Origin of the sequence: Sodalis sp. RH24 (assembly GCF_047324145.1) — a bacterium.
GTDB lineage: Bacteria > Pseudomonadota > Gammaproteobacteria > Enterobacterales > Enterobacteriaceae > Acerihabitans.
Window position 1 is genome coordinate 1,239,081 of record NZ_CP178729.1, and the last position, 23,762, is coordinate 1,262,842.

At 57.0% G+C, this 23,762-nt stretch carries 13 protein-coding genes and 1 tRNA gene; 7 read left to right on the plus strand and 7 right to left on the minus strand.

Annotated elements, in window-relative coordinates:
• Nucleotides 1–112: 112 nt before the first annotated feature.
• The 4 genes from murJ to rimJ form a co-directional block, all read right to left on the minus strand.
• A complete protein-coding gene (gene murJ / locus ACL2XG_RS05705; protein ID WP_413722633.1) occupies nucleotides 113–1,648 on the minus strand; it encodes a murein biosynthesis integral membrane protein MurJ in 1,536 nt (511 codons plus the stop codon).
• A 213-nt stretch (nucleotides 1,649–1,861) separates the two neighbouring features.
• Nucleotides 1,862–10,405, minus strand: a complete 8,544-nt coding sequence (locus tag ACL2XG_RS05710) for a GH36-type glycosyl hydrolase domain-containing protein (protein ID WP_413722632.1) — start codon at nucleotides 10,403–10,405, stop codon at nucleotides 1,862–1,864.
• Between the two features lie 416 nt (nucleotides 10,406–10,821).
• Nucleotides 10,822–11,772, minus strand: coding sequence for a Gfo/Idh/MocA family protein (locus ACL2XG_RS05715; protein ID WP_413723431.1), 951 nt, complete (start codon nucleotides 11,770–11,772; stop codon nucleotides 10,822–10,824).
• Between the two features lie 21 nt (nucleotides 11,773–11,793).
• Complete coding sequence (gene rimJ / locus ACL2XG_RS05720) at nucleotides 11,794–12,378, minus strand: ribosomal protein S5-alanine N-acetyltransferase (protein WP_410015362.1); 585 nt, start codon at nucleotides 12,376–12,378, stop codon at nucleotides 11,794–11,796.
• A 283-nt stretch (nucleotides 12,379–12,661) separates the two neighbouring features.
• On the opposite strand from rimJ, the gene mdtH reads away from it, so the two are divergent.
• The 3 genes from mdtH to ACL2XG_RS05735 all read left to right on the plus strand — a co-directional run bounded on the left by mdtH (nucleotide 12,662) and on the right by ACL2XG_RS05735 (nucleotide 15,357).
• On the plus strand, nucleotides 12,662–13,867 hold the full coding sequence (gene mdtH, locus ACL2XG_RS05725) for a multidrug efflux MFS transporter MdtH (RefSeq protein ID WP_413722631.1): 1,206 nt from the start codon (nucleotides 12,662–12,664) through the stop codon (nucleotides 13,865–13,867).
• Nucleotides 13,868–13,971: 104 nt separating this feature from the next.
• The gene (gene grxB / locus ACL2XG_RS05730; RefSeq protein ID WP_413722630.1) at nucleotides 13,972–14,619 is read left to right on the plus strand and encodes a glutaredoxin 2; all 648 of its coding nucleotides are present in this window, start codon (nucleotides 13,972–13,974) and stop codon (nucleotides 14,617–14,619) included.
• 162 nt (nucleotides 14,620–14,781) lie between these two features.
• Nucleotides 14,782–15,357: a lipoprotein gene (locus tag ACL2XG_RS05735; protein ID WP_410015365.1), complete on the plus strand. Its 576-nt coding sequence runs from the start codon at nucleotides 14,782–14,784 to the stop codon at nucleotides 15,355–15,357.
• A gap of 480 nt (nucleotides 15,358–15,837) precedes the next feature.
• Here the strand turns inward: ACL2XG_RS05735 and ACL2XG_RS05740 are convergent, their stop codons facing one another.
• Complete coding sequence (locus ACL2XG_RS05740; protein WP_413722629.1) at nucleotides 15,838–16,389, minus strand: molecular chaperone; 552 nt, start codon at nucleotides 16,387–16,389, stop codon at nucleotides 15,838–15,840.
• Between the two features lie 74 nt (nucleotides 16,390–16,463).
• Nucleotides 16,464–17,405 carry a glyoxylate/hydroxypyruvate reductase GhrA gene (ghrA, locus tag ACL2XG_RS05745; protein ID WP_413722628.1) on the minus strand — a complete coding sequence of 314 codons (942 nt, stop codon included), beginning with the start codon at nucleotides 17,403–17,405 and terminating at the stop codon, nucleotides 16,464–16,466.
• 958 nt (nucleotides 17,406–18,363) lie between these two features.
• On the opposite strand from ghrA, the gene ACL2XG_RS05750 reads away from it, so the two are divergent.
• The 4 genes from ACL2XG_RS05750 (at nucleotide 18,364) to ACL2XG_RS05765 (ending at nucleotide 22,120) form a co-directional block, all read left to right on the plus strand.
• On the plus strand, nucleotides 18,364–19,182 hold the full coding sequence (locus ACL2XG_RS05750) for a winged helix-turn-helix domain-containing protein (protein ID WP_413722627.1): 819 nt from the start codon (nucleotides 18,364–18,366) through the stop codon (nucleotides 19,180–19,182).
• A gap of 337 nt (nucleotides 19,183–19,519) precedes the next feature.
• A complete protein-coding gene (locus ACL2XG_RS05755) occupies nucleotides 19,520–20,842 on the plus strand; it encodes a flippase (RefSeq protein WP_413722626.1) in 1,323 nt (440 codons plus the stop codon).
• Nucleotides 20,811–21,659: an ATP-grasp fold amidoligase family protein gene (locus tag ACL2XG_RS05760; RefSeq protein ID WP_413722625.1), complete on the plus strand. Its 849-nt coding sequence runs from the start codon at nucleotides 20,811–20,813 to the stop codon at nucleotides 21,657–21,659. Before ACL2XG_RS05755 ends, ACL2XG_RS05760 begins: the two co-directional genes overlap by 32 nt.
• Before the next feature lie 371 nt (nucleotides 21,660–22,030).
• A tRNA-Ser gene (locus ACL2XG_RS05765) sits at nucleotides 22,031–22,120 on the plus strand.
• Nucleotides 22,121–22,245: 125 nt separating this feature from the next.
• On the opposite strand, the gene phoH is transcribed toward ACL2XG_RS05765, so the two are convergent.
• Nucleotides 22,246–23,037, minus strand: coding sequence for a phosphate starvation-inducible protein PhoH (phoH, locus tag ACL2XG_RS05770; protein WP_410015371.1), 792 nt, complete (start codon nucleotides 23,035–23,037; stop codon nucleotides 22,246–22,248).
• Between the last annotated feature and the right edge of the window lie 725 nt (nucleotides 23,038–23,762).

A 23,762-nucleotide genomic window follows, 5' to 3' on the forward strand; every position in this document is an offset into this window, starting at 1 on the left:
CATCATCGGCAATCGCGACGCCGCCGCCGACGTGCTTGGCGTGGCTCACAGGGATGTGAGCCACGCCCCTGTGAACAGCGTTAAACACCCAGGATCTCAGCGCAAGCTGGAGTTAGCTGACCGAGCGGGCAAAGTCCCTGATACGAAACCCCAGCGCCGCCAGGGTGGCGAAATACGCCACCACGCCCACCGCCACCACCAGCGCCAGACGCAGCAGCCTGGCCAGCATCGTACCCTGCGCCCAGTCGGGCATCACCCACAGCATGCCCAGCAGCGCTGCCGCCATCACCACCACCGCGATGATCAGGCGCACCAGAAACGGCAACCAGCCCGGCTGGGGCTGGAACATGTCTTTCTTGCGCAATTGCCAGTACAGCAAACCGGCGTTCAGGCAGGCGGCCAGGCCGATGGACAGCGACAGCCCGGCATGCTTGAGCGGGCCGATAAACACCAGGTTCATCAGTTGCGTCATGATTAACGTCACGATCGCCACCTTGACCGGCGTCTTGATATCCTGGCGCGAATAAAACCCCGGCGCCAGTACCTTCACCATGATAAGGCCGATAAGCCCCACCGCGTACGCCATCAGCGCCCGTTGCGTCATGGCGGCGTCGAAAGCCGAGAAGCGTCCGTACTGGAACAACGATACGGTAAGCGCTTTCGCCAGGATCCCGAGCGCCACGGCGCTGGGCAGCGCCAGCACAAAACACAGCCGCAGCCCCCAGTCCATCAGGCGGGAATATTCGTCATGGTTGCCGCTGGAAAAACTGCGCGCCAGCGAAGGCAGCAAAATGGTTCCCAGCGCCACGCCCAGCACGCCGGATGGGAATTCCATCAGCCGATCGGCGTAATACATCCAGGAGACCGAGCCGGAGACCAGGAAGGAAGCGAAAATAGTATTGATAATCAATGAAATCTGGCTAACGGATACCCCGAGGATCGCCGGCCCCATCAGGCGCAGCACCCGCCAGACCCCCGCATCCTTAAACTGGATGCGCGGCATCACCAGCATGCCGATTTTTTTCAGGTGCGGCAACTGATAGCCGAGCTGCAGCACACCGCCCACCACCACCGCCCAGGCCAGGGCCAGTACCGGCGGATGGAAGTGCGGAGCGGCGAACAGCGCAAAACCGATCATGCTGACGTTAAGCAGCGTCGGGGCAAACGCCGGCACCGAGAAACGGTTCCAGGTATTGAGGATGGCGCCCACCAGCGACGCCAGTGAAATCAGCAGGATATAAGGGAAGGTAATGCGCAGCAGGGACGAGGTCAGGATAAATTTATCCGGCGAATCGGTGAATCCCGGCGCGGTGACCATGATAACCCAGGGCGCGGCCAGCATGCCGGCCAGCGTCACCACGGCCAGCGCCAGGGTCAGCAGGCCGGCGATATAAGCAATAAAGGTACGGGTGGCTTCCTCGCCCTGCTGAGTTTTATATTCCGCCAGTATCGGCACGAACGCCTGGGAAAAGGCCCCCTCGGCGAAAATACGCCGCAGCAGGTTGGGTAGCTTAAAGGCGACAAAAAACGCATCCGTCGCCATACCGGCGCCGAAAATGCGGGCGACAATCGCATCGCGGGCAAAACCCAGCACCCGCGAGAACATGGTCATGGAACTGACAGCAGCCAGTGATTTCAATAAATTCATGGAGTTATTTTTCTACAGCGCCCGGATGCCGGGGTGAAGGGAACAACGTCGCTCCCGCCGGCACCCTGATCCTTTTATAAGTGCGCCTAGTCTACCCTGACTTCAGGAAATCGCTACTGCGAGTTGTTACGCGGCGTAAGTCCGCCCGCGACAACCCGGAACCCCGGGCCGGCGCGGACGGCAGATATTCCCCGTTCCCGGGGCAAGACCGCGTTATAACTTCAGCAACAGGTGATGGACGCCCCCATCGAGCGGCGCACGCGCCTGACGATCGCTAAGCGCCAGAGGCGCGTCGTTAAGTATCGCCTCGCTCACCCCGCGCGGATGCAGGCCGCTATTGGTGACTTCGATGGTGAAACGGGTGTCCAGCACCAGCACCTCGGCGTCGAAGCCCGGCCAGCCGGAAGGCAGGCACGGATTGATAATCAATACGTCGCCTTCCCGGCGAATACCGAGAATGCCTTCCACGCCGGCGCGGTACATCCAGCCGGCCGAGCCGGTATACCAGGTCCAGCCGCCGCGGCCGACATGGGGCGCCACGGAGTAGACATCGGCGGCGATAACATAAGGCTCGACTTTGTAACGCGCCACCTGTTGCGGCGTGCGGGCATGATTGATGGGATTGAGCAAGGCAAACAGCTCATGCGCCTTATCGCCCTGCTCCAACCCGGCGAACGCCAGGATGGCCCACATGGCGGCATGGGTATATTGGCCGCCATTTTCACGCAATCCCGGCGGATAGCCCTTGATATAACCCGGGTCGTGGGTGGTCTTATCGAACGGCGGCGTAAACAGCAGCGCCAACTTATCCTCGCGACGGATCAACAAACGATCCAGCGCGGCCATGGCCGTCGCCGCGCGCGTGGGGTCCGCTTCCCCTGAAAGCACGGACCAGGTCTGGGCGATGGAGTCAATGCGGCATTCATCGTTATCCTTGCTGCCGAGCCAGGTGCCGTCGTCAAAGGTTGCCCGCCGATACCACTCGCCGTCCCAGGCGTCGCGCTCGATCGACTGGCGCACGGATTCCTTGTGCGCCTGCCAGCGCGCCGCGCGTTCAGGCTCGCGGGCCGCAACCCATGGCATGAACAAAGTCAGGGTGCGGATCAGCAGCCAACCCAGCCAGACGCTTTCCCCTTTGCCCCCTTCGCCGACCCGGTTCATGCCGTCGTTCCAGTCGCCGGTGCCCATCAGGGGCAGACCGTGCGCGCCGGTAAGTTCCAGGCACTGCTCCATGGCCTGTACGCAATGCCGGTAGAGCGTCGCGCTCTCGGCGGCCACCATCGGCTGGAAGAAGGCGTCGTGTTCGCCCTCCGCCAGGAGTGGCCCCTCAAGATAGGGCAGCACTTCGTCCAGCACCGCCTCATCGCGGCTGCAGTTGATATAAGTGGCGACGGCGAACGACAGCCATACCCGGTCATCGGAAATGCGGGTACGCACTCCCTGGCCGGAGTGAGGCAGCCACCAGTGCTGTACATCGCCTTCCATGAATTGCCGGCCGGCGGCGCGCAGTAAATGTCCGCGCGTTTGCTGCGGCTGCGCGAAGGTCAGCGCCATGCCGTCCTGCAGCTGATCGCGGAAACCATAGGCCCCGCTGGCCTGATAAAAGCCGGAGCGGGCCTGGATACGGCAGGCCTGGGTTTGGTACAGCAGCCAGCCGTTAAGCATGATATCCATAGCCGGATCGGGCGTGGTCACCTGTATCGATCCCAGCCGCTGTTGCCAGTGGCCGGTCACTTCCGCCAGCACCGCGTCCAGATCGGCGGCGCGATAGCGTTCGATTAAGCGGCGGGCGCTTTCGGCCGAGTCGCTCTGGCCGATAAACCAGACCACCTCTATGCTTTGATCTACCCCAACCTCGATATGGGTTTGCAATACCGTGCAGGGATCAAAGCCCGCGCCGCAGGCGCCGCTCAGGCGACCACCGTTGACCAGCGCGGCGGGCGCCGCCATGGCGCCGTTGCGGCCGAGAAACTCGGTACGGTCCGCGCTGAACGCGTCCTGACGGCCGTCGAGGTCGGCAAACGCCACCCGGTTCTGGAAGGCGGTGCTCCATGAATTACGCACCAACACCGCGCCGGTGCTTTCATCATGCTCGCTGATGATAAACGGCCCGGACGCGCTGCGCGACGTGCCCAGTACCCATTCCACATAGGCGGAGACAGACAGGTGCAGCGTTTGATCGCTCAGGTTGCGAATGGTCAGCCGGGAGATCTTGATGGAATCCTCCAGCGGCACATACTGAAGCAGCGTTACCGCCGCCTCGAGGGTATTGTGTTCGAAGCGGGAGTAGCCGAAACCGTGGTGGGCGAGATAGCGACCGCCATCATTGATGGGATGCGCCGTGGGACTCCATAAGGCGCCGGTGACCTCGTTGCGTATATAGATGGCCTCGCCGCCGCTGTCCGCCACCGCATCGTTCAGCCAGGGCGTAAGCTGGTTTTCGCGGCTGTTTTGCGCCCAGGTATAACCGCTGCCCCGGGCCGACACCTGGAATCCGAAGTCCGGATTGGCAATCACATTGATCCAGGGCGCCGGCGGGCAGGTTTGCGCGTCAATCACAGTGACATATTCACGCCCCTGCCTGGCGAACCCGCCGGTGCCGTTGAAGAACGCCAGGTCCGCGGGCACGGGCAACGCGCCGGGCGTCGGCAGGCGCATCTTGCGCTGCGGCAGCAGGGAGACCTGCGGCAGCTCCAGCGAAGCCAGCTGCGAGCCGATGCTGCCGCGCCGCGCCAGCAGCGCCACCCGGGCGACGGACTGCAGCAGCATACGCGCTTCCTGGCTTATCAGATCCGCGCGCAGGGTATAGACGCCGCCGCGCGAGGCATCGCCGGTATAACGCGGGTGGGACTGGCTGCTGCGCACCGCCGTCTCAATGGCGATTTGCAGATCCTGCAAATAGGACGAGGCGTGTTCATTAATAATCACCACGTCGACGCTGAGCAACTTCATATGCCAATATTCATGGGCGCGCAGCAGTTGCTTCACCTGGGCGATATCCTGGATATCGTCGATGCGTAGCAAGACGATGGGGAGATCGCCGGAAATGGACAAGGGCCACAGGCCCGACTGGACGCCGGAACCGCGGATAATCGAGGCGGAAGGCGCGCGGAAACGCGAATCGGCATACAGCAACGGCGCGGCCAGGCGCTGGAAGTCGGCCGCTTCCTCGGCGTTGATATCCAGATGGCGCAGCTGTACCTGCGCCTGGGTCCAGGCCAGCGTTTTCGCCCGTTTGTAGGCGCTGCGGTCGTGGTGCTTATCGATGAGCTTCATCAGCTCTTCTTCAGAAGAGGCCACCAGCGTCCAGTAGGTTACCCTGACCGAGGTGCCCGCCGGAATACGGACCTGTCGCCGCAGGGAGAAAATCGGGTCCAGCACCGTGCCGACCGTATTGGACAACGGCTGCCGTCCCAGCACCGCGTCGGCATAGGTGGGCGACGAACCCTTGCCGATAAACCGCGCCCGGTCGGTTTCATATTGTGCGTCGGACAGGCTTTCGCCCTCCACGATAGCCAGATGCGCCGCCCAGACGTGGGGTTCCTGCGGGGTTCGGGTCCTGCGCGTGGCGACCAGGGCGGTAAATTCCGGCAGATAGCGGGTCTGCACAAACATTTTGGCAAACGCCGGATGGGCGGTATCGACATTCGCCGGCGCCAGCACAATCTCCGCATACGAGGTCAATTCAACTTCGCGGGTGCGGCGGCCGCTGTTGGTCAGCATGACACGACGCACCTCGCCGTCATCCTCGCCGGACACCAGCACGTTAAGCGTGGTGGTCAACGTGCGGTCATGGTGGATAAAGGTGGCGTCGTCCTCGCTGAAGATCACCTGGTTGAAAGACTTCCCTTTCAACGCCCGCACGCGGCGTTCGCTCAGCGAATCCGTTCCCTGGATTTGCAGACCGGCCGACCAGATCTTGCCGCTGCGCAGATCGCGGAAACGAATAAATGAACGGCTGTCGTCGCGGGTGACATCCTCGCGCCAGCGGGTAATGGCGATATTGCCCCAGCGGCTGTAGCCGCCGCCGGAGACGGTCAGCATAACGGCGTAATGACCGTTGGAGACCAGATGGGTCACCGGCGCGCCGGCGGGCAACGCGGAATACCGGCGCTGCGTAAGATACTCGTGGCCGGATTTGACCACCGCTTTTTTCACCTCTTCGGCATGCGGTTTGGTCAGGGCCACTTCCCTTGGCATGCGTTCTTGCAACAGCAGCTCGCTGGCCTGGATCATCGGCTCGCGATGGAAACGCGCGCGCATGGCGCCGTCAAGCAGGGCGTTATCCAGCGCCACGATAGTCATGCCCTGATGATGGGCCATATAGCTGCGCACGATAGCCACTTTCTGGTTATCAGGCAGCCTGGCGGCGGTAAAGTCCAGCGCTTCGTAAAAGCCATAATCGCCGCGCGCCCCGATCTTCGCCAGCCGCCGGTAATTAAGCAGTGCGCCGCGCGCATCCACCATCGACGCCAGGCCGGTGGCATAGGGGGCAATAACCTGGTTTTGCGCCAGGCCGCGCTGCAGCCCCAGCCCCGGCACGCCAAAGTTGGAATATTGATAGGTTAAATCCAAATCGCGCGCGTTGTAGGCGGATTCCGAGACGCCCCAGGGAATTTTCAGCATGCGGCCATAGGCCTGCTGATGGGCCACCACCACCCGGTTGGTCTGCTCCAGCAACGTGCCGGCGGCGGCGCGCATCACCAGGGACGGCATCAAATATTCAAACATCGACCCGGACCAGGAGATCAGCGCCGCGCCTTTACCGGACTGAATGGCGGCGCGGCTGAGGCGGAACCAGTGGCGCGTGGGAATGTCGCCCTTGGCGATGGCGAACAGGCTGGCCAGGCGGGCTTCGGACGCCAGTAAATCATAACAGCTGCTGTCGAGCTGGTTATCGGTGAAGGAGTAACCGATGGAGAGCAGTTTGCGCTCGTCATCCACCAAAAAGCGGAAATCCATGCCCAGCGCCAGCGCCCTGGCGCGATCCGCCAGTTGCTGCAGGCGTTCGTTATAGCTGTCCGCCGCCAACAGGCGATCGGCGTTAAGTCCGGCGATGCTGGTTCTCATCGCCTCCAGCCAGAACATCAGCCCCGGTTCCGGCGCGTCGTCGTGCGAGGCGTCATCAGTCGGTTCCGCCTCGGGGGATACGGCCAGATCGTTCATTAAACCGCAGGCCTCCTCGCTAAGCGTGGCGAGCGTGGGCAGCAAGGTATTATCGGGCTGCTGCCGCGCCAGCTGGGCGGCGATTTCATCCAGCAGGGCGTCGAGCGGCAAGCCGTCGATTTCAGGCGCCTTTTTTAACGCCCTGCGGATTAACAACAGATGATCCATGGCGCCGGCGCGCCAGCCCGGCGCCACCGGCGCGCAGCGCCATTCTTCGCAGGCATTGGCCAGGGCGATCAGGTGACCGGCCAGGTTGCCGCTATCCACCGACGATACGTAGGCCGGGGCCAGCGCCTCGAGATTGCGGGTCTCATACCAGTTGAAAAAGTGGCCGCGATAACGCTGCAGCTTATCCAGCGACGCGAAGGTTTCTTCCAGCCGGTCAAGCGTCGCCCCGGTGGACGCCCAGCCGAAATCGCGGGCCGCCACCGTGGACAGCAAATACAGCCCGATATTGGTGGGCGAGGTACGATGGGCCACCACCGGCCTGGGTTCTTCCTGGAAATTATCCGGCGGCAGCATATTATCCACCGGGGTAACGAAGGTTTCAAAAAAGCGCCAGGTCCGGCGGCCAATCAGGCGCAGCGTCTGAATTTCCTTATCGTTCAACGCCACTTGCGGCGCAATCACCGGCTCCCGGCTGGCCCATAACGCCATGACGGGCGACAACAGCCATAAAAGGGCGAACACGGCGACAAGCGGCCAGTTCCACGGCGCCAGCGCCAGCGCCAGGGCCGCCATCAGCAGTCCCAGCAGGATGCCGGCGGACATTTGCCGGCAAAACCCGCCCAACCCCAGGCGCGGGCTGCCGCCGGTCTGGGCCGACGTGGTCCATTCCAGCAGCTTGCGATGGCTGAAAAATACCCGTGATAATGAACGCACAATGGCGTCCAGCATATGCCAGGCGTTGTCGGCTAAAAACACGATCTGCATCAGGATGCGCAGCAGCGCATAGCGCAAATCGATGGCGACGTTATGTAAATGCTTGTGCAGCGGGATACGCCGCCGGCGCGGCAGCAGATCGCAGAAAATCGGCAATAGCGATGGCACGGCGAAGGCAGCAATCAGCGTCAGTACGCCCAGCGCGGCCGCGGCCGGCGGCAGCAGCCAGCACCAACCCAGGGCCAGCAGGCTGAACGGCGCCAGCAGCGAACGGCGCAGGTTGTCGATCATCTTCCAGCGGCCGACGGCGGGCACCGGGCTGATGCCGTTGCGCCCGTTCATGATCCAGGGCAATAACTGCCAGTCGCCACGCGTCCAGCGGTGCTGTCTTTTCGCCACCACGTCGTAGCGCGCCGGCGAGTCTTCCACCAGTTCCACATCCGAGGCCAGGCCGGCGCGGGCATAGATACCCTCAAACAGATCGTGGCTAAGCAGGGTATTTTCCGGAATGCGCGCGTCAAGCGCGGCGTCGAACGCATCGACGTCGTAAATGCCCTTGCCGGTATAAGATCCCTCGCCGAACAAATCCTGATAGACATCCGAGACCGCCGAGGCATAGGGATCCATGCCGCCCGGCCCCGAGAAGACGCGCTGGTAGATAGAGCCGTCGTTGCCTAGCGGCAAGGACGGCGTAATGCGCGGCTGCAGGATGCCATAGCCGCTGACGATGCGCTTTTTGCCGGCATCGAATTTCGGTCGGTTCAGCGGGTGAGCCATTTTCCCCACCAGCAGCAGCGCGGTTTCACGCGGCAGCCGGGTATCGGCGTCCAGGGTGATCACATAGCGCACCCCTTCCGGCACCTGGCTGCCCGGCAGGAAGCTGGTATCACGCGCGCCGCGCAGCAGACGGTTCAGTTCGTGCAGTTTGCCGCGTTTACGTTCCCATCCCATCCAGCAGGATTCGCGTTCGTTATACAGGCGGCGACGGTGCAACAGCAAGAAACGCGCGCCGGCGGGACCAGGGCCATGACGCTGGTTCAGCCGCTCGATGCCTTCCCGGGCGCAGGCGATAAGCTCCGCGTCCCCGGGCAGCGTTTCCAGCGGGGCATCCAGGCTATCGGAGAGCAGCGCAAAAGTGAGATCGCCTTCGCCGCTGGCCAGGTAGTGGACTTCCAGCCGCTCGATTTGCTCGGTGATGTCCTCCTGGTCGGTCAGCAGCACCGGCACGACGATCATGGTGCGCAACGCCGTCGGCACCCCGTCGGTTAACGCCAGGCCGGCCAGGGGCGACGCGCCGAGGCGCCAGTTGACCAGCCGGTTGACCAGCGCGCTGGCGGCATCGCTCAGGGCCGGCAGCGCCAGGATAATAAAGACCGCCAGGGCGCCGGCGCCGAGGCCCGCAGCCAAGAGCTTGCTCCCCGCCCATGCGGCCAGCAGCAGGCTTAACAGGATAATCGCCCCGCCGTAGCCGGCGATGCCAGGTTCAATGGCCATTCGGCTGATGCGTAAGCGCCAGGGCGGTTTAAAATCGATGGACTGCTCAAAGCGCCTGCGTCCGCCGGCAATCAGGTGATAACCGGGATCGCCTACGCGGGCGGCCTCGAGAGGATCGTTCTGGCTGGCCGCGGCTTCATGAGCGGCCGCCAGGACCTTATCCGCGATATCCAGCTCACTGAAGGACGATCCGCGCGACAGCTGCTCGATGGCGCTGCGGTAAAGATTGCGGGTGGTAAAATTCATCTCGTCAAAGGCGCTGTGCCGGCGTAAACGTTCATCCACCAGGCTGATGCTTTCAAACAGCGTCGCCCAGTCGATATCCGAGATCAGGCGCATGCTGGTGATGATATTGCGCACCGTGACGTTGGAGGCGCCCAGGCGCTGCTGGGCGTTTTGCACAATCAATTCGATGGAGCTGTCCTGCTGGTGAAGCTTTTCTTCCAGCCAGGCCAGGGACGGGGTGGTGCGGGGATCCTGGTTGCGCAGGCGTTTCGCCAGCTGCGCGGCAAAATGCTCATTAAGCGGCAAGGTATAGGCGGATAAATGCGCCGCCTCCATCGCCGCCTGGGCATTGCCTTTGGCCAACAGCTTATTGGCCAGGTCCTCGGCCTCCTGCCTGGCCTGGCGCCCCTCGCTCATCTGATCCGCCAGCCGGCGCAGGTTCTCGATAAGCACGATGCGCAGGGTGATGGCCACCGCCCAGAGTTCACCGATGGTGAGCGGCTGTACCCGCTGGTAGGCGGCGATAAAACGCTTGAGGTTTTCCGGATCGAAATGACTGTCGGTATGGGCGATAAACGCCCAGGCCACGCCGAAGACCCGCGGGTAACCGGCAAACGGCCCCTGCGCCAGTTTAGGCAGCAGCCGGTAGAAACTCGGCGGCAGATCTTCGCGGATTTCACGGATTTGCGCCTCGACCAGATGATAGTTATCCAGCAGCCACTCGGCGGCCGGCACCACGGTACGGCCTTTTTCCAGTTCCAGCGCGCTGGCGCGGTAGGCCGCCAGCAACACCGCGGCATTATCATTAAGGCGCTGGCGCAGCGGCGAGACGGTCGGCGGGCGGTCGGCGATCGCCTGGGCGGCCGCCAGGCTTTCCGCGTGCTGCTCAAGGCGTTCAACACCAAATAATTCTTTCCTGACCGGGGCAGGATCGTTCCACGGTGACGAGGCTTCACGAAAACGGTAGATCCCAGCAAGCAATTTTTTCATAGCAGCCTTAACCTGCGGCTTCATGCCACAGGCATTACGAAAATGTTATCGGTGCCAAATACGGCGTTATATCGCCAGCGCGCCAACTCGTTGCCGTTATCCATGACACGGCGAAATCCACCTTGCCATGGCGGCGATACAAACCCTGGAAAGAGGCGCTATGCGTCGCGCCTGGAATGAGACGCCCTTAAGGCTAAATAGGTATGTAGGAACTTATTGGGAGGCGCGTAAACGCCCCCCGGCCCGCCGCATTGCAGCGCGCCGACATCGGGTTCTCTGACTATGGACCATAAAAGTCATTTGCGCCAATAGCCTGATGCAATTATGCCTGGGCCGTCATGACAATCGTTGCAAACAGGCTATGACGCCATGTCCCGCCCCGGAAGGGGTTCGGACGGACCGGCGGGAACGAGGGTTTAACCGGCCGGCAGGCGCTCTATCCAGGCCTGCGCCATCAGCGCCTGCTCGCCGCTGGTTTCAGGCTGGGTTTGATGGGAGACCGCCGCGATAAAATGCGCCACCGCCCCGGTAAAACCACGCTGGGTCAGGATCGATTGCCAGGCGGGCACCGGCAGTTCGCTGATGACGCCCTGGCTTTCGCTGCGCCACACGCGCATCTCCTCGACGCGGTACACCGCGCCGGCGGTCACCGCGATCACCGTTTCGCTCTGGCTGCCGGCCTGGCGATGCATACTGGTGGTGACGGCGCAGCCCCGGTGCATAAAATGATGCTCGGCGTACAACATCTGTCCGGCGGCGTTATCCCGCAGAATGCCGCCGGTCAGTCGGGGCCCGCCGGCGGCGTCATTGGCCGCAGCGGCATGATCCCGCGCGCCGTCGGCAAGCCAGAGCGCGGTATCCACCACGTGCAGATAATCGTCCAGCAGCGTGAAGCCCATCGCTTCGGGACCGACGTTGTCCAGACGGTGTTTATCCATGCGGAGGGAGGCGGGCTGCCGCATCTGTTGTTTCAGCCTGAGGTAGAGCGGCGCGAAACGGCGGTTAAATCCTACCATTAGCGCCCGTTGTTTCCTGGCCGCCAGGGCGACCAGCCGTTCCGCCTGCTCAAGCGTCGCGGCCAGCGGCTTATCCACATAGACGTGCAGGCCCCGCTCCAGTAAATGGCTAACCACGGCAAAATGGCTGGCGGTGCTGGTATGCACGAACGCCGCGTCGCAGCGCTGCGCCAGGGCGTCCAGGCTGGGAAAGCTTTCGATGCGGTAAGCCGCGCACAGCGTGCGCGCCTTGGCCTGGTTGGGGGAAAACGCCCCGGCCACCTCCCAGTCCCCCGCCTGGCACAACAGCGGCAGGTAGACCTTTTGCGCGATGCCGCCGAGTCCGACAATCCCGATACGTAATGTCATAATGTCAATGCCCCTAAAAAACGCTTACCGCCCGGGCTTCCAGGCGGCATAGGTCAGTGCCGTCAATATATGGTCGCGCCATTGCCCGTCGATCAGCAGGTAATCCTTGGCATATCCTTCCCGCTCGAATCCCAGGCGGGCCAGTAGATTACCGCTGCGCTGGTTGTGCGGCATATAGTTAGCCATGATACGGTGCATTTGCTGATGGCGCTGCATATAGCGGATGGCGGCCTGCAGCGCTTCGAACATAAGCCCCTGCCCTTGCCATTTTTCGCCCAGCGAGTACCCGAGAAAACAGGCATGGAAGGAGCCGCGCAGCACATTGCTGAAATTGGCCACGCCGTAGACTTCGTTTTCCCCGGGATCGAGCAGGATAAAATAGTAGGCGGTGCCCTGCCGGTGCATTTCGGTGATCATCCCCAGCCGGGCCTGCCAGCCCGACGGAAAACAGTGGCTTTCATCGCGCACCGGTTCCCAGGGTTTCAGGTACGCCTGGTTGCCGGCATAATACTCCGCCAGGCGGTAAGCATCGCGTTCGTGGACCAAACGCACCACCAGTCTGGCGGTAACCAGTCGCACTTTTGGCGACGCCTGTCGATAGCCAAACATCTTCCCTCCGCTGTCCGGGCGATTATTGAATCATGTTTACCGTAGGGTCTGGGTACCGGCGTGATGCGCGGCGATGATACAACCCGGCGTATGTCACCATCATACAATCTCCCGGCGCCGATGTTATCCTGTTAACGCGCGAGAAGATGATCCCTCTCATAAATTAGCGTTTCTATTAATAATTTTCGATAAAAAATTATCCTCTTTGCCGGGCTATCGTTATGGACGCATTACGTTCAGAATAAGTGTTCTCGTAAAATTTCTTTTTGGTTTGTGGTGAAGCATGTCCTCGGTGTCGCAAGCTCGGAGCTTGGGTAAATATTTTCTGCTTATGGATAATATGTTGGTGGTCCTGGGCTTTTTTGTCGTGTTTCCGCTGATTTCCATCAGGTTTGTCGATCAGTTGGGCTGGGCGGCGCTTCTGGTCGGTATTGCGCTTGGGCTGCGTCAGCTCATCCAGCAGGGCCTGGGTATTTTTGGCGGCGCCATCGCCGATCGCCTGGGCGCCAAGCCGATGATTATTACCGGCATGCTGCTGCGCGCATTGGGCTTTGCGCTGATGGCGGTCGCCGATCAACCCTGGATACTTTGGCTTTCCTGCCTGCTGTCGGGCCTTGGCGGTACGCTGTTTGATCCGCCGCGCACCGCGCTGGTGGTCAAGCTGACCCGGCCCCACGAGCGCGGCCGCTTCTTTTCGCTGTTGATGATGCAGGACAGCGCCTGTTCGGTGGTCGGGGCGCTGATCGGCAGTTGGTTATTAAAGTACGATTTCCATCTGGTGTGCTGGGCGGGAGCGCTGATGTTTATCCTGGCGGCGATGTTCAACGCCTGGTGGCTGCCGGCATACCGCATCTCATCGGTGCGCGCGCCCATGCGCGACGGCATGCGGCGGGTATTCAGGGATCGGCGTTTCGTCACCTACGTGCTGACGCTGACCGGTTATTATATGCTGGCGGTGCAGGTCATGCTGATGCTGCCGATCCGCGTTAACGAAGTGGCCGGCCAGCCCGCCGCGGTAAAATGGATGTACGCCATCGAGGCGGTATTATCGCTGACGCTGCTTTACCCCATCGCCCGCTGGAGCGAAAAGCGCTTTAGCCTCGAATTGCGGCTGATGGCGGGTTTGATGATCATGACGCTGAGCCTGTTCCCCATCGGCATGACCGACAGCCTGCAGACGTTGTTCTGCCTGATCGGCCTGTTTTACCTGGGTTCCATTATTGCCGAACCGGCCAGGGAAACCCTGAGCGCGTCGCTGGCGGACAGCCGGGCCAGGGGCAGCTACCTGGGTTTCAGCCGGCTTGGCCTGGCCCTGGGCGGCGCCATCGGTTATAGCGGCGGCGGTTGGTTATATGACGTCGGGCACCGGCTGGACGTTCCCGATCTGCCCTGGATAATGCTGGGCCTTATCGGGTGCGCAACCCTGTTCGGGCTGTACCGTCAATTCCATCAGCGCCGGATTGAACCGGCCATGCTGAGCGGTCGCTGAGGATTGGTGGCCCGGCCCATGTTGTCCCATAATGTTTATTACCCTGTCCGGCGCGCGGCGGTATGGCGCGCCGCACGCATTTAACCAGGAGAACATGCTTCATTATGAAACTCTACATTTATGAGCACTGCCCGTTTTGCGTCAAAGCGCGGATGATATTCGGCCTGAAAAATATTCCTATCAGTCTCCAGGTATTGATGAACGACGACGAGGCGACACCTATCGGCATGGTGGGGAAAAAAGTGGCGCCGATCCTGCAGAAGGAGGACGGTGGCTATATGCCGGAGAGCATGGATATCGTCCATTATATCGACACCCATTATGGTAGCCCTTTGGTGACGGGGCCCGTCAATCCCGCTATCGGCAAATGGCTGGAAGCAAACCATCCGGCCGCCTATCCGCTGGTGTTGCCGCGTAACGTTAACGGCAAGTTTGCAGAGTTTGCCACTCCTGAGGCGCGCCAATACTTTATCAGGAAAAAAGAAGCGGCCAGCGGCAGCTTTGAGGAGCTTCTGGCCCATACCCCGGGGCTGGTAAAAAAAGTCAGCCAGCAACTGCGCGAGCTTGAACCGTTGATCCAGCAGTCCAACGCCTGTAACGGCGAGCTGTCCGACGATGATTTCCATTTGTTTGCCCGTCTGCGTTCCCTGACCATCGTTGCGGGGCTGGAATGGCCGACGCGGGTGGCTGAATATCGCGATAATATGGCCAAGCAGACTCAGGTTAATCTGCTTACCAGCGTAGCGCAATAACCTGCTTGCCCGCGCCTGGCCGCGGTACGCCGGGCGCGGGGCGTTCCTGAGGCATAGTGAGTTTTTTCCGGTGCGTGCGGCATGATCCGGCGCGCCATCCGCCGGGGCGAGACGGTTATCCTGTAATGAGCAGACGCCACGGTATTGAGGGTAGAGGACAGCATGAAAAATCGTTTCGTTGCATGGATTAAGCTGCTTTTCAGCTGCGTGCTGGCCGGCAGTTTATTAAGCGGCTGCAATAATTTGACGCAGTACAGCATCAGTGAGCAGGAAATAAACGCTTATCTGCAAAAGCATAACGATTTCAGTAAAAATATCGGCGTTCCCGGACTGGCCAACGCCCATATCGTCGTCACCCATCTGGCCAGCGAGATCGGCCGCGCCGAGCCCGATAAGGTGCGGTTATCCGGTAACGCCACGGTCAATGTCGATACCCTGTTCGGGTCGCAGCAGGCCGAGGCGACGCTGACCCTGCAGGCGCAGCCGTATTATGATAAGTCGCAGGGCGCGGTGTTTCTGAAAGATATGCGTCTGGTGGATTATCAGGTTCAGCCGGCTGATGTCGACACCACCTTTCGCGCTTTGTCGCCTTATCTCGACCATGCGCTGAAATCCTATTTTGATAATACGCCGGCGTATGTGCTGGACGCCAATCGCAATAAAGATGAGGCGTTGGTGAAAAAGCTGGCGCAGGGATTGGAGGTTAAACCGGGCAAACTGGTTATCCCGTTTGGGTGAGTCCCATCGGCATGCTCTTCCTTGAACACGTCTGCCTTGAGTCCGGCGTTGGCGGGCCTGGCATGCCATGGGGCTCGGTCGGGCGGGAAAACCACGCCCGATTCAACCCCATCGGCATGCTCTCCCTTGAACACGTCTGCCTTAAGTCCGACGTTGGCGGGCCTAGCATGCCATGGGGCCTCGGTCGGGCGGAAAAACCACGCCCGATTCAACCCCATCGGCACGCTCTCCCTTGAACACGGCTGCCTTGAGTCCGGCGTTGGCGGGCCTAGCATGCCATGGGGCCTCGGTCGGGCGGGAAAACCACGCCCGATTCGACCCCATCGGCAGGCTCTCCCTTTAACAGGCTTTATGCGGCATGGGTGATGGCGGGCATACCCTGCCATGGGGCCTCGGTCGGGCGGGAAAACCACGCCCGATTCAACCCCATCGGCAGGCTCTCCCTTTAACAGGTTTTATGCGGCATGGGTGATCGCCCTACTATTCAGCCGGGGTTTCGTCCAGTTCTTCGCGCAGCGCCTCAAGGGCTTCGCGGCAGATTATCGCCAGTACCCGATAAAAGTCCCCGGTGGCGCAGGCCTCCACTTTACCCAAAAACCGATCGCTCCAGGGCAGCAAATACAGATCGAACAGCTGGCTCTGGGCCTGGGTTTCATCCAATCGCGCATGATCTTCCAGCCACGAGCCGGCAAGAAGCAGCGCGCCGAAATGATCTGCCGGGCCGTCTCCGGCCGGCATGCCGAGCTGTTGCAGGAAGGCCACGACCTCGCCCTCATCCGCCGCCAGCCACGCCGAGCGCAGTGGCGGGACTTTTGCTTCGTCGCCGGTAAATAGCAAAGCGTATTGCGCGGCCAGGGCCTGCGGTTCGCAGCTTTGCTGCAGGCGGGCCAGCAGAGCGTCTTGCTCCAGGGGCCAATGGGCCGTCAGCTTGCCCTCGCTGATAAGCGTCATCAGCGGCGCCAGCATGGCATCCTGCGGCTGGCGGTAAAATAACGTTCCCAGCACCCGGCAGACCATGGAAAAATCATTCATCGTGTTATCCGTTTTAGTAAGCAAAGTAAAACCGGCGCCGACCTTGTCATAAAACGTCCCCTGACGCAATGGTGTTAATACCCATGCAGGCGATCAACCAGGCCAAGCGGCGTCTGTCCGGTCTCGATACGACGTATGTTATCGGCAATGCTGTCCATGGCCTGCGACGGCAGTGTCGTGGCGGCAATATGAGGGGTAAGCGTAATGCGCGGCGCCGCCCAGAAAGGATGATCGCGCGGCGGCGGCTCCTGCCGGCAGACATCCAGCGTTGCCGCGGCAATCTGCCCCTGCGCCAGAGCGGCAAGCAGGTCGTCTTCCACCATATGCGCACCACGGGCAATATTGATGATATACGCGCCGCGATTGAGGCGCGCAAACAGCGCGGCGTTCAGGATGCCTGTCGTCTGCGGCGTGTTCGGCAGCAGATTCACGAGTACCTGTACGCCGCTGAGAAACGCGTCCAGGCCTTCCCGGCCGGCAAAGCTGGCCACTCCCGGGATGACCTTCGCGCGGCGGCTCCAGCAGCGCACCGGAAAACCCATGGCGCGCACCGCCATTGCCGTTTTACCGCCCAGCACCCCCGCGCCGGCGATGCCGACAAGAAAGGTTTCCCTGGCGGGCAGCGCCAGCTCGCGCCATTCTCCCAGGTTTTGCTGCAGGGCATATTCATCCAGGCGCCGGTAATAGCGCAGCACCGCGGCGACAGTATACTCAATCATCTGCTGCGCCATGCCGGTATCTTCAAGCCGCATCAGCGGTACATTCGCCGGCAGCATATCCGGGTGCAGGCGCACCTGATCCATTAAGGCGTCCACTCCCGCGCCGAGGGCAAACACGCCTTTAAGGCCGGGCCGGCCGGCCAGCATCGCACGGGGAGGATGCCAGACCACGGCATAATCGGCCGGCAGGTCTACGCCCTCTCGCCACAATCTGATATCAGCGTCAGGAAATCGTTGCCGCAAGCCGTCGATCCACACCGCCGCGTTGTCCGTCGGGTGATAAAAAATGATCCTCATAATAAAACGCCTTTCCATCCCAGCTTTTTTTCACCATTTAACATACCGTTAGCCTGGGTAAAGCACAATCTTGCCAAACGGTATGACAGGTAACCACAGCGGTTGCCCATGCTAAAAATCGCAATCGCTAATACGCAGGCTGGCGCATATAGTCATTTTTTACTAGCAGTTAACATTTTGTGCCTTATTGCCTGGCCCTGTGACGGCTGATGCAGGCGTCATAACATAAAAAAGCTAAATTTAAGTGACAAAAAGTGAAATCATTAAGAATTATCTTATGCATGCGCTGGGTTGATTGCGGAATAAACATCGGGCGGTATTTGCTTGTGGAAAAGAATAAGCGAAAAAAAATTTACTCACTGGCCGATATTATTTTTCGCATTTTTTGTATGCGCTTGGACATGAATAATTATTCCGAACCGCTTAGGGTATAGCGTCATGATACGAATCAACTTTATGATCTTACGACAATAGTAGGACGGCTGGCGGTTGCACGCGTGTTTAGCCCGTCACCGCAAAAATCTGATATCAGGGCCTGCATGCCCTGAATGTAGGCTCCCTTATCCAGTCGGACATTTACAACTAAAAGTTTAAAATTAACGTTTATCTATTCCTCGGAAAAAGTAAATAAAACAATGAAATTTTATAAAAAAGCATGATTAACCCCATAAACTATTAGGTTTTGTAATTTCACTTGCGCAAAAAGGTACGATTTGATGTTTTTAAATTCAGATTTATTACCGTCGCGACTTCCCCGGTCTCGACTATTGTTTAAAAGGACTCAAAACGTACAACCTAACTACCAGGTATTGGAGAAATCTATGAGCAGGTAAATGAGTGATGAAAAAAATAAAATATCAGACAGTTACCCTTTATAACTCTTGAAAATTTTATGATCGCGTGTAGCTTGCGGATCAGCGATATGATAAGAAAAAAAATACTATTGAGGTATTTTGAGATGAAACTTACACAACCCATCACGATCAATCATCTTGATGTGACAATTGCGCCCAATATCCATAGTCGTCTGCGCTGGAAAGAGTACCAGATACTCAATTTATTAATCCAGAATTCACCAGCGGCGGTGACGCGTGCCGAGCTGGTTAATCAGATTTGGAAAGGAACCTATTGTTCGGATTCGACCATCAACCAAACGATAAAATCCATTCGCCAGAAGCTGGGGGATGAGAACCACGACATAATTAAAACCATACCGCGCATAGGCTATATCATTGAAGAAAAACAAATGGTTAATATTTTCTTTAACCCTCAATCCGTCGATGAATACGTACCTGAGCCCTTAAGACCGGAACCCGCGCAGGCCACAGCGGCTACGGCGGCCCGCGTGGCTTGCGAGCCCAATATCCAGGAAGCGGCCACCATGGAAGACGCGTTTTTTGACCAGCCCACCTGGGCATTGCCGCCGCCTTCGAGAATTACAAAAACCATTACCAGACCGACAGTAAATAGATCGAATCCGTTAAAAGATGTTTCTTCCGCTTTTGCGGCCAGGATTCAGCAAACCAAAAGTAAAATCATATTGGGATTAATGGCTTTTTTTATTTTATCTCCTTTGATAATGTATTTCTTTTCAACAATTAAAATCCCTTTCGCGTCTTATGCACTGGAACTGGCGCGGTTCAATAAAGTCAACGCGGTGACCCTGACGTGCCCGTTAGGTTATAATAGTTCTTCCAGTGACGCATTTTCCTGCAAAAGCCTGACGGTCAAATTCGACGGCGTTGCTTTCGATTGCCAGGCGTTAGGTGAAAAGTAGCGTTTCACTCCCTGACGCCCTCGTTATTTTCATAAAAAAAGCCCGAATAGATATTCGGGCTTTTTTATCCGCTAATGAAATTTCTCCTGCCGTTAAGTGAAATGAAATTCAGGTGAAATTATCCTTTTTTCAGTCAATTCTTATATTCCATGAAACTAAAATTATTTTTCTAAAAATTATTTTACTTTTTTTTATTTGCCTAAGTAAGCATAAAGCTATATTTTTCAATTACTCGAGAAAGTTATATTTCGGATACGTGCCTGTAGCTACCTTGTTAAGCAACTTTTAACAGCTCTATTGACATCGGAATTTTAGCCATTTTTACCCGAAGAGGAACATGAGAGCTATCATTTATAATTCATTGTGGATCATACTTGAGAAGTTATGCTTTGCAGGCGCAGGCATCATTTCAGCAATGTATATAGCCCGTTATCTTGGACCTGAAAATTTCGGTACGCTGAGTTATTTAGTTTCGATTATCGCATTGATATTGCCTTTTATACAATTGGGCAGTGACAATGTCTTATTCAATCGCATAGCAAAAAAACCGCACAGTGGCATGAACCTGATGGCAGCCTCGTTGCGTATAAAGTTTCTGCTGTTTATCATTTTCAGCGCGGGACTGCTCTTCTGGGCATATTACTCTGTCCCACGGCAACACTTTTATATTTTATTGATTTTATTACTGGGAACGTTTTTTACCTTAAGGGATATTTACAAACTGTATTACGACGCGACTCTGGCGTCCAAGGTTAACCTGATTATCAACAACACGGTATTGGTTATATTTGTGCTAGCCAACCTGCTGTTTGCCTGGTTGCAGCTAAGCTTGATATGGTTTGCGGTTTCCTTGGCGGGCAGAAGCTTTGTACCTTATATTGTGCGCAGGGTTCTATTTTATCGCCATCAACAGGCTAAAGGGATTCATTATAAAAGAAAGCTGAAGGCCAAATACAGCCGCTTTTATAATATCTATTTGCTGAAGGTGGGTTTGCCACTGGCTATATCCAGCCTGGCGATAGTGATCTATACCCGTATCGATCAGATAATGCTGGCGAAATTCATTGGTTATCATGCGGTGGGTATTTATAGCGCGGCACTGGCGATAAGCGGTGGCTGGGTGCTGGTTCCCATGGCGCTGATTACCTCGTTTATGAGCACCATCGCCAGCGAGCGCGATGCCAAAAGGGCCGCGGACCGTGTGCGCATGCTGTATATGGTCACCCTGGTACTGTGCGCGCCGGTGATAATCATTATAGGTTTTTTTAGTCACGATATCATACAGTTAATTTATGGTGCCGCCTATAAAGACTCGGCGTCCATCCTGTTGATATGTGCATTGACATCCCTTTGCAGCGTATTGGGCACCATTTCGTACCGGATAATATTGATGCATTCCGGCTATCATTTTGTCGCATTAAAGATGCCGGTTATCGCCTTACTGAACATAGCCCTCAATTATCACTTTATTCCGCTATTCGGCATAAAGGGCGCGGCGCTATCAACCTTATTATCCGAGGTCCTATCTCTGTTCGTGCTCAATGCGTTGTTCAAAAAAGGGTTAGTCACTTATCAGTTGCTCAGTGCCTATAAAAGTATTCCAAATTTTATAATTGAGGTGCAAAACTATGTTAAATCCACTCGTCAGGCAAGCGTTTAAAATGTTGCCAGATTTCTTGTATCATCAATTAAAATATGCGCGTGTATTCAAAAAATGGCCGAACATGACCCAGCCAACGACCTTTAGCGAGAAAATCACTATACGTAATTTTCGGCCTAAGCAGATTTACACAAACTTAGCGGATAAATACAAAGTTCGAGATTATATTGCTAACACCATAGGCGAAAAATATCTCATCCCGCTGCACGCAGTGTTCGACGTACTCACGGAAGAAATTTATGCGGCTCTTCCGCAAACCTTCGTTATCAAGGCCAACCATGGATGTGGTTTTAACTTAGTCGTGCACGATAAAGCGGATACCACCTTCGCCCAACTCAGTGCGTTAACCCGTTATTGGACTAAAACCAATTATTACAAAACCAATCGAGAAAAACATTATAAAAAAATCCAGCCCCGCATCCTGGTGGAGCACCTGCTGCAGGACGAGGGCCATATACCCAACGATATCAAGTTCCACTGCTTTAACCAGCAGGGTGAGATGCATATTTTTATCCAGGTTGACTACGACCGTTATGGTCTGCATCGCCGCGACGTATTTGATACTGAATGGCACAAGACCGATATCAGGATGGGCTTGCCGAACAACCCTATCCCTATGCCCGCGCCTAAGAATTTACCGGAAATGGTGACGCTGGCAAAACGTCTGGCGGCGGATTTTAATTATGTCAGGGTGGATTTTTATGAAGCCGAAGGCAATGTCTATTTTGGTGAGCTGACCTTTACGCCGGGCGGTGGCCTGTGCAAAATGTATCCGGAAGGGGTGCAGCACCAATGGGGCAGTTTTTTTACCGAGTAACGCCGGGGCCTGTGGTAGAAATGATAATAAATATAAGATGTCATTAAATGGTATTTTACTGCACCGATATCGCTGAGAGGCGAACCGGGAATAGCATTGTCTGCACACATGAACGGGCGGGCTATTCCCAGCTTTTTCGGCTGGGCGTTGCCGGCAGCATAATACTGAGGCTTGCCGCGCGAAATACCCCCTGCCCTCCCCCGCGCCGCACATTATTCACCCCTGACGGCAGGCCCGATGGCATCGCCACCGCCGCCAGACAAGCGATGCGCTCAAACCCTGAGCAAACAACGCATCCCTGATAAATTATACTTGACCGGAATGGGACGAATCCCTATAGTACCGCCCCGTTGACCCTTGGTTAACAGCGTGGTGAGGTGTCCGAGTGGCTGAAGGAGCACGCCTGGAAAGTGTGTATACGAGAAATCGTATCGAGGGTTCGAACCCCTCCCTCACCGCCAAAATTATTAGGGTCAAGCTGTTGTTAACAGCCTGGCCTGGCGGTAATAAAAAGCCCGGATGATTATCCGGGCTTTTTTTAACTCAATGATAAGGAGCCATACTGACGCCGCGTGCGTAGCGACCGTCAGCGATAGGCATTCAGCGTACGCTGGCACAGCGCGGAGCGAACGCAATCCTGTTTGCCGAAACGCACCACACCGATCATTTCATCCTCCTCGTTAAACCGCTCCAGAGCATCCGCCAGTCCGGATTTTACCCCTCTGGGCAAATCACATTGCGTAATATCGCCGTTGACAATAACCGTGACATTTTCTCCCAGACGGGTCAAAAACATCTTCATTTGGTTGACGGTAACATTCTGCGCTTCATCCAGAATAACCACCGCATTTTCAAAGGTACGTCCGCGCATATACGCAAAAGGAGCGATTTCCACCTTGCCAATTTCAGGGCGCAGGCAATATTGCATAAAGGACGACCCCAGCCGGCGCAGCAAAATATCATAAACCGGTCGGAAATAAGGGGCGAATTTTTCAGCAATATCCCCCGGCAGAAAACCCAGGTCTTCGTCGGCCTGTAATACCGGCCTGGTAACGATAATACGGTCAACCTCTTTGTGGATTAACGCATCGGCAGCCTTAGCGGCGCTAAGGAAGGTTTTACCACACCCTGCCTCGCCGGTTGCGAAAATTAACTGTTTGGTCTCAATGGCTGTTAAATAAGCTTCCTGGACTTCATTACGTGCCTCTATTAACCTGGTGTCGCGACTGTCGCGCGCCATGCCTATCGATTCAATCCCGCTCATATGAACAAGAGAAGTGACCGAGTCCTCTTCACGCATTTTGTGATTGCGTGATTCACGCCGGATAACGCGTTTAGCTTCGCGACGAGCTTTGATCACTACTTTTTGTCTTCCCATAAGTGGCACCTTACAGTTTGTTTCACCATTCACACAGGCATAGGCCTGGTGATTACGCTTCACATTCAGATGAGGTTGTGGCTTCCTTTAAAGCCAATAATAGCCATGAGATAAGATGACACGGCCCGTTGCATCCGCATGGACAATACGGACGTACCGGAGTGCGCATCAGTTGGAAAAAAGCAACGGAGTTGAGAACACAAGGGAACAATTACATTGCCGGTCGGCAAAAACGAAGTTGGAAACGAAGCGTTGAAATTACAACCGCCGACTGTTCCGGAGGCGATTGGTGCAGAACCTGGTATTGCCATCAGCCCATAAAAGGACACTGTCATTAGCGATCCCCGCAGTGAGGTTATGAATTTCGCATCTGAACAACTTTCTGAACTAGCTTGATGTCTTGAGTATAATGACATTGCATCACTTTGCGCTGGGATTGCAATATTTTTTTTAGCATTCGAACAAATAATAAGCAATAGCCGTTACGCTTGAACTGGATGACCTTAACCCAATAGCGCCCCCCGACTTTATCGCCTGCTGATATATCGCCCCACAGAACGCTTTTTCCCGCTGCGCTGGTAAATAACCCGCGGCTTACGTAAAACATCAATTATTACAAATTTAATCAAATAATCCCCGTCACGCCGTTCTTGCGCCATCACGCCGTTGCGGTTTACGGCGTCCAGGCGTCGCCCGCGCCAGGATTGCAACCTTATTAACTATAA

Excerpts from the sequence above, each read along its gene's own strand:
- grxB (WP_413722630.1), top strand. The coding sequence starts at position 13,972 with ATGAAACTCTACATTTATGAGCACTGCCCGTTTTGCGTCAAAGCGCGG.
- ACL2XG_RS05760 (WP_413722625.1), top strand. The coding sequence starts at position 20,811 with ATGTTAAATCCACTCGTCAGGCAAGCGTTTAAAATGTTGCCAGATTTC.
- phoH (WP_410015371.1), bottom strand. The coding sequence starts at position 23,037 with ATGGGAAGACAAAAAGTAGTGATCAAAGCTCGTCGCGAAGCTAAACGC.
- mdtH (WP_413722631.1), top strand. The coding sequence starts at position 12,662 with ATGTCCTCGGTGTCGCAAGCTCGGAGCTTGGGTAAATATTTTCTGCTT.
- ACL2XG_RS05735 (WP_410015365.1), top strand. The coding sequence starts at position 14,782 with ATGAAAAATCGTTTCGTTGCATGGATTAAGCTGCTTTTCAGCTGCGTG.
- ACL2XG_RS05740 (WP_413722629.1), bottom strand. The coding sequence starts at position 16,389 with ATGAATGATTTTTCCATGGTCTGCCGGGTGCTGGGAACGTTATTTTAC.
- murJ (WP_413722633.1), bottom strand. The coding sequence starts at position 1,648 with ATGAATTTATTGAAATCACTGGCTGCTGTCAGTTCCATGACCATGTTC.
- ghrA (WP_413722628.1), bottom strand. The coding sequence starts at position 17,405 with ATGAGGATCATTTTTTATCACCCGACGGACAACGCGGCGGTGTGGATC.
- ACL2XG_RS05710 (WP_413722632.1), bottom strand. The coding sequence starts at position 10,405 with ATGAAAAAATTGCTTGCTGGGATCTACCGTTTTCGTGAAGCCTCGTCA.
- rimJ (WP_410015362.1), bottom strand. The coding sequence starts at position 12,378 with ATGTTTGGCTATCGACAGGCGTCGCCAAAAGTGCGACTGGTTACCGCC.
- ACL2XG_RS05755 (WP_413722626.1), top strand. The coding sequence starts at position 19,520 with ATGAGAGCTATCATTTATAATTCATTGTGGATCATACTTGAGAAGTTA.
- ACL2XG_RS05750 (WP_413722627.1), top strand. The coding sequence starts at position 18,364 with ATGAAACTTACACAACCCATCACGATCAATCATCTTGATGTGACAATT.